Origin of the sequence: Rufibacter sp. XAAS-G3-1 (genome assembly GCF_013623775.1) — a bacterium.
Taxonomy (GTDB): domain Bacteria; phylum Bacteroidota; class Bacteroidia; order Cytophagales; family Hymenobacteraceae; genus Nibribacter.
The window spans coordinates 116,398-128,687 of record NZ_JABFAM010000012.1; the positions used below are offsets into that span (position 1 = coordinate 116,398).

9 protein-coding genes are annotated in these 12,290 nt (G+C 44.1%); 7 read left to right on the plus strand and 2 right to left on the minus strand.

The window, feature by feature from the left end:
- The first annotated feature begins 146 nt into the window (after positions 1–146).
- Positions 147–2,648, plus strand: a complete 2,502-nt coding sequence (locus HHO50_RS14840; RefSeq protein ID WP_181306851.1) for a zinc-dependent metalloprotease — start codon at positions 147–149, stop codon at positions 2,646–2,648.
- A gap of 199 nt (positions 2,649–2,847) precedes the next feature.
- On the opposite strand, the gene HHO50_RS14845 is transcribed toward HHO50_RS14840, so the two are convergent.
- Both HHO50_RS14845 and HHO50_RS14850 read right to left on the minus strand, forming a co-directional pair.
- On the minus strand, positions 2,848–3,825 hold the full coding sequence (locus HHO50_RS14845; RefSeq protein ID WP_181306852.1) for a TIGR03885 family FMN-dependent LLM class oxidoreductase: 978 nt from the start codon (positions 3,823–3,825) through the stop codon (positions 2,848–2,850).
- Between the two features lie 764 nt (positions 3,826–4,589).
- Complete coding sequence (locus HHO50_RS14850; RefSeq protein WP_181306853.1) at positions 4,590–5,363, minus strand: oxygenase MpaB family protein; 774 nt, start codon at positions 5,361–5,363, stop codon at positions 4,590–4,592.
- Positions 5,364–5,640: 277 nt separating this feature from the next.
- On the opposite strand from HHO50_RS14850, the gene HHO50_RS14855 reads away from it, so the two are divergent.
- From HHO50_RS14855 to HHO50_RS14880, 6 genes are all read left to right on the plus strand, one after another.
- Positions 5,641–6,480, plus strand: coding sequence for a glycosyltransferase (locus HHO50_RS14855; RefSeq protein ID WP_181306854.1), 840 nt, complete (start codon positions 5,641–5,643; stop codon positions 6,478–6,480).
- A gap of 322 nt (positions 6,481–6,802) precedes the next feature.
- A complete protein-coding gene (locus HHO50_RS14860) occupies positions 6,803–7,927 on the plus strand; it encodes a glycosyltransferase (protein ID WP_181306855.1) in 1,125 nt (374 codons plus the stop codon).
- A 33-nt stretch (positions 7,928–7,960) separates the two neighbouring features.
- Positions 7,961–8,326: a hypothetical protein gene (locus HHO50_RS14865; RefSeq protein WP_181306856.1), complete on the plus strand. Its 366-nt coding sequence runs from the start codon at positions 7,961–7,963 to the stop codon at positions 8,324–8,326.
- Positions 8,327–8,574: 248 nt separating this feature from the next.
- Positions 8,575–9,162 carry a hypothetical protein gene (locus tag HHO50_RS14870; RefSeq protein WP_181306857.1) on the plus strand — a complete coding sequence of 196 codons (588 nt, stop codon included), beginning with the start codon at positions 8,575–8,577 and terminating at the stop codon, positions 9,160–9,162.
- Positions 9,163–9,178: 16 nt separating this feature from the next.
- Entirely contained in the window at positions 9,179–11,416 is a 2,238-nt protein-coding gene (locus tag HHO50_RS14875; protein WP_181306858.1) for a glycosyltransferase, read from the plus strand.
- Positions 11,417–11,645: 229 nt separating this feature from the next.
- Entirely contained in the window at positions 11,646–12,284 is a 639-nt protein-coding gene (locus HHO50_RS14880; protein WP_181306859.1) for a class I SAM-dependent methyltransferase, read from the plus strand.
- Positions 12,285–12,290: the final 6 nt, after the last annotated feature.

The window sequence follows — 12,290 nt, forward strand, 5'->3', positions numbered from 1 at the left end:
AAAGGCGCAAGGGCGGCTAATTCAGAAGGTTTGCAGAAATGACGTGCCGTTTGCTGGAATAATTCTTACTTTGAGAGCTCTTTAGGCACCATGAATGCCGAAGACGCATACAAATCCTTTTTCCCAAGCCTAACAAACAGACAGCAATGCTGAAATTGTACAAGACTTTAGGCTGGGCAGCGCTGGTGGTTTTTACCCACTCCGCCTGTACCAGTTCTAAGGTTGCCCAAAAAAGCGCCAGCCCCTCCTCGCCCGAGGCCTCGGCCAGACCAAAAGCCCCTGAATCTGGCATGAAGAGCTATAATCAGGTCATCACCAAAGATGCCAAATCTGACAAAGGTCTCTTCACCATCCACAAAGTGGGCGAGAAGTATTTCTATGAGATTCCGGACTCGTTGTTGCAGCGGGATATTCTCTGGATTAGCCGGATTGCGGATTTGCCGGCCGGTTTAGGCGGCGGATACGTCAATGCGGGTTCGTCAGTGAATGAGCAGATGGTAGAGTGGCAGAAAGTAGACAACAAACTCCTGCTTAGAACAAAATCCTACAGCGCCGTAGCCGCCGATTCTCTGCCCATCAGCCTTTCAGTGAGAGCCAACAACTATCAGCCTACGCTGTACGCCTTTGATATTGCGGCCTTGAGCCGGGATTCCAGCGGGTATGTGATTGATGTCACTAAATTCTTTTTAAGCGATGTGAAAGCGTTTAGTGGCCTCAGCGCCAACCTGCGCCGCGATTACAAAGTGAACCGCCTAGATGAATCCCGTAGTTTCATCGTAAGCGCCAAAAGCTTCCCCATGAACATAGAGGTGCGGCAGGAATTGACGTATGACGCCGCCGAGCCGCCTTCCAACTCGGCCACGGGTTCCATCAGTATGGTCATGAACCAGTCTATGGTGCTGTTGCCCAAGGTGCCCATGCAAGCCCGTATTGATGATTATAGGGTAGGGTATTTCAACATCCGGCAGATTGACTACGGTTCTGAAGCCCTGAAAGCCGATGTGAAAACCTACATCAGACGCTGGCGTCTGGAGCCTAAAGACGTGGCCGCGTATAAAAGGGGAGAGTTGGTGGAACCGGTAAAACCCATTGTCTACTACCTGGATCCGGCCACGCCCACCAAGTTACGGCCCTACATCAAAGCAGGGGTGGAGCAGTGGCAGAAAGCGTTTGAGACCGCCGGTTTCAAAAACGCCATCCTCGCCAAAGACCCGCCCAGCCCGCAGGAAGACCCGGACTTCAACCCCGAAGATGTACGGTACTCAGTGATTCGGTACGTGGCCAGCACCACCCGCAATGCCGTGGGGCCAAGTGTGTCAGACCCGCGCTCCGGCGAAATCATTGAGAGCGATATCATCTGGTACCACAACCATCTTCGGTCTTACCGCAACCGGTATCTGTTGGAAACCGGCGCCGCTAACCCCAGTGCCCGTACGCTGGAAACCCCCTTGGAAGATTTAGGCGAAATGATGCTGGAGGTGATTACCCATGAGATAGGCCATGCGCTGGGCCTTCCGCATAACATGATGGCTAGTTCCGCCTATCCTACAGATTCTTTGCGCTCCGGGGCTTTTACCCAGAAGTACGGGATTGCCGCTACCATTATGGATTATGCCCGCTATAATTACGTAGCCCAGCCGGGCGATAAGAACATCAGGTTTGTGCGCCAGTTGGGGCCGTATGACCATTACGCCATCAACTGGGGCTACCGCTATCTGCCAGACGCGAAAACGCCGGAACAGGAAGTGCCTATTTTGTCTAAGTGGATAAACGAAAAATCGGGGGACCCGATTTACCAGTTCGGGAGCGGCAACGGCGGACATGACCCCAATAGCCAGACCGAAGGCATTGGCCGTGATGTAGTGAAGGCCAGTACGTACGGCCTTGCGAACCTAAAGAAAGTGGTGCCGCAGTTGTATAACTGGACGGCCGCCAAAACCAATGACTATGATGATTTGGCTGAGTTGTACGATGAGCTTTTGGGCGTATGGAGCCGCTACATTGGGCACGTAGCCACCAACGTGGGCGGGGTGCACGAGAATAGGCTGAAGCCGAACCAAAAAGGGTACATCTATACACCGGTGAGCAGCAAGGAACAGACCGCTTCGGTTAATTGGATGCTGACGCATGCTTTTTCGTCCCCGGCTTGGTTGCACCAGACCAAAATCAGTAGAAATATTGACCCGGCCAACCATGTAGAAAGCATCAGGAGTTTGCAGACCCGCCACCTAGATAATTTACTTTCTTCGGCCCGCATGGCCCGTCTCATGGAGAACGAAGCCCACAAAGTGAATTACACGGCCTTGGACATGGTGCGGCAACTACAGCGCGGCATCTGGAGCGAGGCCTATTCCGGCCAGCCGATTGACATTTACCGTCGGAACCTACAAAAAGCCTACTTAGACCGGGTAAACTTCTTATTGAATGTGAACCCTGCCCCACAGCCTTTAACCGCCCAGGGAGGAGGAGCCTCCAGACCACAGGTGAATGTCAGTCAATCAGACATCCGGTCGGTGGTGAGAGGAGAGTTGGTGAAGTTGCAGAAACAATTAAAAAGTGCCTCCACTCGCAATACCAATGATTTGACCAAATACCATCTGCAGGATGCGTTAGTCAGGATTGATGACATTTTATATCCGAATAAATAAAATGAAACAAAAACGCCCCTCCAGTGGAGGGGCGTTTTTGTTTCATTTTAGCCAAAGAAGGTGAAAAGTAGTTCATAAACCAAAGTAGCACACTCGCTCGCCTCTGGCGAGTGTGCGTTACCTCCGGCGTGCCGCCGCTAACGGCCAGAAGCCGCGGGTAGCCCACACTCGCCAGAGGCGAGCGAGTGAACAAATTCATTTAAAGTGCTCTCAACTGCGGCAACACTTTCTCCCCGAAGAACTCAATGTAGTGCTCTTGCGCCAGGTTCACATTGTGCAGGTGGAAATGCGTGAAGCCGAGTTCCAGGTCATTTGCCAGCCAGTCAATATGTTCTTGGGCACTGTCTGAGATTCTGACGGCGTCATCCAGTTCCTCTGGTTTCACCATGCTGCCGGCGGCATCAAATCCTTTTACCGTGGGAATGTCTGAGAGCAGGGCCGAAGGGAAGACGTTGTTTTTCCATTGCTCATGCGCGCCCTGCCGGGCCTTCTCTGTAGTGGTGTCATAAGACAACTGCACCTTTAAATGCATGGGCTTGCCTTCGCCTCCGCCTCGGTGAAAAGCCTCCACTATCTCTTTCAACACCTTTGGCGGCTGAGAAATAGTAATCATACCATCGGCCCAACTGCCCACCCACTCAGCGGTTTCTGGGGTGATGGCTGCGCCGAAGACCGGAGGGATGTAGTCAGGACGGGTGTAGAGTTTGGCCTGTTCCACATCCACCAAGCCTTTGTGGGTTACGGTTTCGCCCCGCCAGAGCGCCCGCATAATGTCTACACAGAGTTTCAGGCGGTCATTCCGTTCCTGTTTGTTGGGCCACTTCTGCCCCGTGATGCGCTCGTTCAGAAACTGCCCGCTGCCCGCCGCAATGAAGAACCGGTTCGGGAACATCTCGCACAACGTAGCTACCTTTTGCGCCGCTATGGCCGGGTGGTACCGCTGCCCCGGCGCCGATACTACCCCGAAGGGCAGGGAAGTGGCCTGCATGGCGGCGCCCAGCCAACTCCAGGCATATCCGCTTTCGCCTTGGTTTTCGCTCCAGGGATAAAAATGGTCAGAGGACAGCGCGTTCCCGAAACCAGCCTGTTCAGCTTGCTGCACCAGGGTTAGCAAATGGCTGGGTTTAAACTGCTCATGCGAGCAGTGGTATCCAAAAGAGATGTCTTTATGTTGCATGATGCTGTTTTCGTGGGTGTGAGAAGCGCGCAACTTCTCTTCATTAAGGAAATATAAAACTTGTTGAAGGCTAACCAGTAAATTGCAGCATTCTATCATTAGTGCAAACTAGCTACGGTATCATACGCGGCCGGTAGAAAGCTGATTTACAAACGGACGCCTCCCTGATTTTAGATGACACAACGTGTACGGGCAGAGTAAAGAGGGGTTCTGTTAGCTGCATTCTTGTGCAGGTTCTGTTTTTAACCTGATTTTTGGAAACTAGGCCTGAAACAGGAATTAGAATAAAATTTCTACTGGCTGTCTATTCCGTTTAAGGTCTGTTTTCCTGAAACTAGGTCTAAAACGTATTCTTATTCGGGTAGTGCAAACTGACGTTACGCAATTCTGCCGGTGGTTCCCGGCGAGTCCGGAGACGCGCCTCATCCTTTGTCACGAGCCCGGAGGCTCGCGCCGGTTTTATTATTGGTTCACCCTGTAATACCGCTTGCTCCAAAAGACCTCGTAGCTTTTGGAGAACCTACGAGCGTCTGCGCCGATGGCTCACCAATCAGGAGATTGGCTGTCCAAAGGTGCGTAGAGCGCTCCGGCTAACTCTACGCACAACAATAGTGTGGTTCTACACCTTTGAATCTTTAAGACCTCATAGGTTTCTTCGTTTTGGGCTCGTTTTCCGAAAAACAGCCCCAAAACGCGGGAGCCTGGCTCCTCTTCTACGGAGGGGAGCCAGGCTCCCGCGTAACATCAGGTACTAAGTAGCAGGATCAAGTAGCTGACCCTGGTTGCTGGTCTAAATCCTTGATCTCCTTTTTGTAGGCGGTGGGGAGAATGATGGATTTCAGAAACCAATCCAGTTTCAGGAGCCGACTGGCCTTGTAGCCGTGCAGGAGAGGGGTGATCAGGGAAGCCTTCCGGAAACCCAGCAGTTCTTTCACGCGGTCTGGGACTACCAGCACCTGGGCTTCCAGTAATAAGCGGTACCTGAGTTTGCCTAAATGCTTTTGGTATTGCTGGAACAAGTCCTTGGTGTAATGGCTCATGGCAAGGTCTTGCTGCAGATGTTGTTCCCGCATGAGCAGCCAATCTGGGTACGTAACGGGTAGCCCCGTCAAGCCCATGCGGTGGCCAACGCGGTAAAACACCTCAAAGACTTCGGCTTTCTCTGGAGTGGTAAGTTCCCGCTCCAGCACCTCGTACGCCCTGATGGAGTAGTCGATGAGCATAAACAGCACATCGCGGTACGCCCAATCTGGAATGGTGGCCCCGCGTTTGGCTTCAACCGCTGCATGAATGCTGGCCATTTTGTCAATGGTTTGATGCGCCCGCTCCAGAGGCGAAAAAACAATCTGCCGGGCATAGGCCACGGTAGAGAAAAGCCTGCCCAGCGGATCAGCGGGCAGCCGACCGGTGAAGTAGAGCCAATCTACCGCCTTGTTCAGGGCGAACTCCGCAGAAGAACCCGCGAAGATAAAGAGAACCGTATCGCCTTTCCCCCAGATCTCGCGCACCACAGATCCTTTTTCAACAAAAAATCGCATTGCCTTTTTCTTTTAAAGTAACAGGACGTTGTCTCAGAGTCCTGGTTTTGCTCTCCTTTACAGAAAACGATGGAAAAACGATTAAGATTATTCTTTTCCCTTTCGGGGCCATGTACTTAAGCGCTTGTTTTTCTGGTTATTTGGGTAAAACAGCCAATAAAAACTTAGCCGGAGGCAAGAAGAATCTATTGTGAACCGCGCGGAGGTACGTAGATTTGGAATTGAAACAGCGCCAGCCCCTCGCTAACTTCGCCTCATCTCAATACATCATCCTATTTTGGAGCAAAGCAACCCTACCGTAAAGCCTGCATTTGACGTTTGTGTACTCCTGCCGTGTTATAACAACCAGGCAGGGTTAAGAACGTCTGTGGAGAGCGTCTCTTATTACCCTGGCAAGCTTTCCATGGTGATAGTAGATGATGGCAGTAAGTCACCTGTCAAGGTAGAGGCGCTGGTGGGGGCAGGTGGGTTTCCTTTTTCCGTTTATGTGGTGCGTTTGGAAAAGAACAGCGGAATCACGGAGGCCCTGAATACCGGCTTGCGATGGATAGAGGCTAACCTGACGGTGCGCTACATTGCCAGGCTAGACGCCGGTGATGTTTGCAAAGAAGATCGGTTTTACCGGCAAGTGGAATTCCTGGAGCAAAACCCGCAGGTGGGTTTGCTAGGGAGTTGGTGTGTTTTCCAAAACCCTTCCACCGGTTTTCACTACACGTATACCACCCCCACGCAGCATGGGGCCATTTTGTCTGAAATGCACTCCAGAAATGTATTCATCCACCCAACCGTCATGTTCAGGACGGAACTGGTTCCGTTGGTTGGGCTGTATCCCACAGATTTTCCTCATGTAGAGGATTATGCCCTCTTTTTTAAAATGCTGCACCAAACCAAAGGGGCTATTCTGGACAAAACCTTAGTCACCTGCGAAATCAACTCAAAAGGCATTTCCATCTCTAACCGGAAAGCCCAGTTAAAGGGAAGGCAACGGGTGATTTCTGAGTTCGGGGTTAATGCGTTTCAAAAATTGGTGGGCAAGAGTAAAGTGTATCTGCTCAGGCTATTGCCTTACCAGGTAATACTGCTCATTAAAAATAAGCTGAGTTCAGGAAAAGTGTAACTATGGTTTTTCCATGCCTTTGGCCCAGACTTTTGGACTGATCTGAGAGGCTTATCTAATGAATGGAGTTCAGGATTGAGTAATGACCGTAAAATATTATATTTTATTTCTATAGCAGGGTGCGTTGTTTGGAAATGTCATTAATGAAATAAAATGATGTTTTTAATATCTCTGAGTAGGGGTTAAGGGGTACCTATCGGTCTATAAAAAGATAAATAGTCTTAATACGATTCTGTGAATACTCACAATAGAAATTTAGTTATCTTTGAAACAGGAACTCTTGTAGTTTAGACAGTTGCTTTAGTGCTGTATCCCCCGGGTAATGAAGATAGTACACGTAATAGAACCTTTTGCCTCAGGAGTCGCCGTTTTTGTGAAGTCTCTTACGGAAACGATGCCAGGTGACCTCCATATTGTCATTCATGGCGAACGGAAGCAGGTAATGTCTGCCAAAGAAGTTAAAAAAACTTTTCCAAGGCAGAACGTCCGCTTCATCAGATGGAAGTCCGCGCAACGGTCTATTAATCCTTTTAAAGACTTTCTGGCCCTGAGCGAACTACAGAGCATTCTCAAGCGACTTCACAAAAGAGGCTTTGTAGATGCCGTTCACCTGCACTCCTCTAAAAGCGGCCTTTTAGGTAGAATTGCCTGTAAATTGGCCGGAATCAAGAATGTGGTCTATACTCCCAACGGAGCCCCTTTCCTTTCGGCCGGTAACCCCATCGTGAGCTTTCTCTTCAAACAGATAGAAAAGTTCGGGAACGGAATGGGAGGACAGGTGGTATGCTGCTCTGCCTCAGAGTTAGCCGAATACCAGAAAATAGGCATCAAGGCCACCTATATCAATAACGGCGTTTCCTTGAAGGAAACAGCACTAGCCAGTGTTCCCGTTGCCAAAAGCGAGAAGTTTCAGGTCATTACTACCGGCAGAATTGAGGAGCAGAAAAATCCATTTCTGTTCAATGCCATTGCCCTCTTTTTTGAAGACTTTGACCAAATAGAATTCATCTGGGCCGGTGACGGTAAAGAAAGAGCGGCCTTAACTGCTAAAAATATAATTGTTAGTGGCTGGCAAGACCCTCAGACCGTGAAAGAAATGGTAGCCCAAGCAGATGTGTTTATTTCTACCTCTTTGTTTGAAGGACTCTCCTTTAGTGTTTTAGAGGCTTTGGCCCTGAAGAAACCTGTGCTTTTGAGTGATTGCGTAGGAAACTCAGATGTTATCAAAACCGGATTGAACGGTGACGTTTTCAAAAATGAGACGGAAGCCATTGTTAAAATCCTGCACTATTTCAATAACCAGGAAATGCTGGAGGTAATGGGAGATTATTCCTTTGACATCTGCAGCGCTAACTTTGATGTTGACCTGAACTTTAAAAATTACAAGGCCGCTTACCAGGGTAGTGAAAAGAAGATAGAACGTGTTCTTTTAGCGTCTGCTGTATAAGTCAATCTACTATCTTCCTTAAAGAAAGAAGCCATGAGAAATACATTATTACTCCACGATTTCACCTCCAAGCCCGACCATTTAGAAGATATAAATGAATCTCTAAAGAAGATTCAGTACCACTTGTTGGACGAATTGGCTTTAAAACAGGAACTCATCCTCGCCAAAGAGGCAGAAATCCTCCACCTAAAAGCTGAATTACTGCAAAAGGACGAAAAGATTGAAAGCTTGAATAAGAAAGTTGCTGAAGTTGAAAGGAATAACGAGGGGAATAAGCAGCTTAATAAAAAGTTGATTAACGAAGTTGTCAGGAAACAGCAGGATATTGAGTGGTATAAGCGGACGTATGAGAAAAGAAGCTTACTTGGGACAATAAAAGAAAAGATTTTTGGCAAATAGCTTTAGGTGAAATGATTCCAAAAAAAATTTCATTATTGTTGGTTTGGGGAACAAGAATTACCTGAAGAGTATGAGAGAAATATCAAAGGATGGGCTCTCTTACATCCTGATTGGGAGATAAGAGGATGGAATGGAAGTAATTTTGAATTTGATAATGAATTTCTATTAGTTGCTGTTAAGAATATAGATTGGGTAAATGTTTGGAATTATGCAAGATTGAAATTACTGCATGATTATGGGGCATTTATATGAGTGTTGAAGTGAAGCTTGTTCAACCACTAGATAATCTTACTCAATATGAATGTTTTTCAGGTTTTGAAAGAGGGAAAATAGAGTTGTTTTTTGTTCGTAATACAATAGTTGGGAGTGTTCCTGAACATGATTTTCTTAAACAGAGTTTAGGTAGGTTTACATTGCCTTTTAACGGGAACGAGAAAGCGAACATTTCAGCACCGGTTCTTGAGTTAACCAATCCCTTACAAGAAGAGGCCAATAAGCAAGCAGTAAATATCAAGATTTTGAATGATAAGATTGATGTTGAGCTAAGCAGATCTAAGAGCTTAGTAAGCAGATCTAAGAGCTTAGAAGATAGCAATAGGTTTTTGAAAAGTATGGTTGAGGACTTAAGCCAAAGGCTTATTGAAAAAGAAAGCAGACTAGAAGCTATGGATAAAATGCTCGGCTTAAGAAATGAACAATTTATGCTAAGTGATAGTGAAACTCTTTATTTGAAACAAAAGATAGAAGAGCAAGAACTATCTTTGAAGTGGTACAAGAGTACTTATGAAAATAGAAGCCTGTTTGGAGTTATAAAAGAAAAACTATTAAAAAAATAAAACTGTATCTTTTTTGATGGAATATTGGATCCTAACAACAGAGTACCCTCCTTTTCATGGTGGTGGAATTAGTACTTATAATTATCATACTGCTCTAATGTTGTCCAGCAAAGGAGTAAATGTGAAGGTTTTCGTTTCAGATAACTCGCTTTCAAGCCATCGCTTACAGGAGGAGAAGCATGGAAATTTAACAATTGTACGGTTTAAGCCAGCTGGTAAATATTATTATGAATTCTTAGGCTATCATGCTGCTCTGAGTTATCATTTTTCTGAAATAATAATACAATATGCCCGTGAAGTTATAATCCCCTCTTTTATAGAAGTGCAGGACTATCAAGGAATTGGTTATTATCTACTGCAAAGAAAAAAAATTGGAGAAGAAATAATTAAGAATGTGCCTATTATATTAACGCTGCATTCTCCCTCATACTTTTATCATGATCATTGTAGAGATCCATTGTATAAGTTGCCTACCTTTTGGATAGGTGAGATGGAGAAATGGACAATGCGAGCAGCGGACATTTTTATCTCTCCAAGTAAGTATATGCTGGATAATACTTCTAATGAAATTGGAGATAAACTTCATTTATATAATGTATTACCTAACCCTTATGCTTTAGACAATACACCCAAAACATCCAATGAAATTGAAATTGGGGATATTGTTTTTTTTGGTAAACTAACTTATCAGAAAGGAAGTTTAGATTTGATAAAGACAATGTCAAAACTATGGGATGAAGGTTTTGCTTATCCTTTAAAAATTATTGGTGATGATCATTTCTATGATCTTTATCAAATGAGTATGAAGGAGTATATAATAAAAAAATATAGAAAGTATTACGATAAAGGCAAAATTCAATTTGAAGGCAAATTAGAGCCGCATAAATTAAATACTAGATTAGCTAAAGCCCAAGTTGTTATAGTGCCGAGTATTGTGGATAATTTCCCGTATGTTGTTGTAGAAGCAATGGCATTAGGAAAAGTTGTGTTGGTGTCAAATGGGGGAGGGCAAGTTGAGATTATTGAAGATGGAAAATCAGGGTTCATTTATAATCTAAATGAACTAAGTTCCTTCTCTCAACAGTTAAAAAGAATTTTGTCTCTTTCTGCCGAAGAGTACTCATTAGTATCAAAAAGAGCGGTCAATAGAATTTGTAGCCTATGTAGCTATGATGTGGTTTTTGAAAATAAAATGAACATAATCAATAATTATGTTCATTTTAGCTCAAATGAGTATCCGTTCACAAGGGTCATACAAAGGAAGATTCCTGTTAAAGAACTTGCCTCTTCTCATAACAAACTGTCAATTGTGATTCCTTATTATAATACAGGTAAGTATTTGGAAGAAACAATTAAGAATCTTCTATTAGTAAACTATGCTAATAAAGAAATAATAATTGTGAATGATGGGTCAGATGAAATAGAAAGTTTACACGTCCTAGAGTATGTAAATGAAAAGTATCCAGTTAAGATTGTAACTCAGGATAATTTGGGCCTTCCTGGAGCAAGAAATACTGGAGCAATGTATGCTTCTGGGGAATATCTTGCTTTTTTAGATGCAGATGATATGGTGGATTCCAATTATTATGCAAAGGCTATAAACATTATGAATAAGTATGAGAATGTTAGCTTTGTAGGTTGTTGGACTCAATATTTCGATGGGGCTAAAGGAGTTTGGCCAACGTTCACCCCTGAACCACCCTATATATTGCTGCACAATTCTGTAAACTCCTCTTCATTAGTTTATAAAAGGGCAGATTTTATTACATCAGGGATGAACGACATGGACATGATGCCTGCCTATGAAGATTATCAGTCAGTTGTTCATTTAGTACAGAATGGTTTTAGAGGTATCATAATTCCTGAATTATTATTTAATTATAGAATCCATCCAGATTCATTATCGCGAACGTTCAATCCTTTTATTCATTTAGATGCTTACAAGCTATTGACAAAAAAGCATAATGATTTTTTCAAAGAATATTCAACTGATATAATTAACCTGTTGCAAGCTAACGGGCCAAGTTTTCTTTTTGATAATCCTACGTATACTCCTTATTATTCCTCACTTAACTCTAATCAGAAGGATTCGCAAAATCCAAACGAAGGAGGAAGGTTTTCAGCCATGGATGAGGATAAAGTTGAGGTGATTAAGTTGTGGTATCATCAAGAGTATGAGGTGTTACCTCTATGGTTTAAACGATTAGGTCACCTGATCAAGATAGTTACTGGTAAGCGAAAGCTTTTTAATTGAGAATGCATTGGCTTTATACTTTAAGCCTGCTTAGTATTTCAACGGTTTCTGGCTCATGTATCCCTAATAAGGAACCTTATTTCTGTTTTTGGCTTATTTTTGAGAAAAGTTAAAAAACTTGGAAGAAGGGGAATGTTAGCTCTATCAATAGGCAGAGATTGCTTCTTTTTAGAGGGGATAAACAGTAGTTTATTTCATATAAACCTTATAATCTAAATATCGCATATAAATGGAAGAATTTGTTAATCCAGTAAAGCTAGATCATAAACACCTTGCTAATTGTGTAGTACTACCTGATAGATATGCTATTCTAAATAAGCTTCCAAGTAATGCCATCGTAGCAGAGATAGGTGTTCTTGCTGGTGATTTCTCTGAGTTTATTATTCGTGAAACTAATCCCTCCCAGTTGGTATTAATTGATACATTTAATATAGATGATTGGAGTGGTAATGAATATAAAAGGTTTTATGCTAAGAACCACTTTGACTTTGTGAATCAAAGATTTAAAAATGATATTGATGGTGGGAAAGTTGTTTTAAAGCGGGGATTTTCTTGGAAAATGTTGAAAGAATTTCCTGATAATTACTTTGATTGGATTTACTTAGATGCGGATCATAAATATCCAGGTGTTTCTAAAGATCTAAGTGAAGCGATAAGAGTCGTAAAATCATCTGGTTATATTGTCTTGAACGACTATATATTCTATTCTCATCAAGAAGCATTCCCGTATGGAGTAATTCATGCTGTAAATGAAGTTTGTGTTAATCACGATTATGAAATAATATATTTGGCCCTTCATCCACAAATGTATTGTGATGTTGTAATTAGACAAATTGGTTGTGATTCAATAAAGTCGAAAGAAGATTAAGATTAA

Excerpts from the sequence above, each read along its gene's own strand:
- HHO50_RS14840 (WP_181306851.1), top strand. The coding sequence starts at position 147 with ATGCTGAAATTGTACAAGACTTTAGGCTGGGCAGCGCTGGTGGTTTTT.
- HHO50_RS14845 (WP_181306852.1), bottom strand. The coding sequence starts at position 3,825 with ATGCAACATAAAGACATCTCTTTTGGATACCACTGCTCGCATGAGCAG.
- HHO50_RS14850 (WP_181306853.1), bottom strand. The coding sequence starts at position 5,363 with ATGCGATTTTTTGTTGAAAAAGGATCTGTGGTGCGCGAGATCTGGGGG.
- HHO50_RS14860 (WP_181306855.1), top strand. The coding sequence starts at position 6,803 with ATGAAGATAGTACACGTAATAGAACCTTTTGCCTCAGGAGTCGCCGTT.
- HHO50_RS14865 (WP_181306856.1), top strand. The coding sequence starts at position 7,961 with ATGAGAAATACATTATTACTCCACGATTTCACCTCCAAGCCCGACCAT.
- HHO50_RS14870 (WP_181306857.1), top strand. The coding sequence starts at position 8,575 with ATGAGTGTTGAAGTGAAGCTTGTTCAACCACTAGATAATCTTACTCAA.
- HHO50_RS14875 (WP_181306858.1), top strand. The coding sequence starts at position 9,179 with ATGGAATATTGGATCCTAACAACAGAGTACCCTCCTTTTCATGGTGGT.
- HHO50_RS14880 (WP_181306859.1), top strand. The coding sequence starts at position 11,646 with ATGGAAGAATTTGTTAATCCAGTAAAGCTAGATCATAAACACCTTGCT.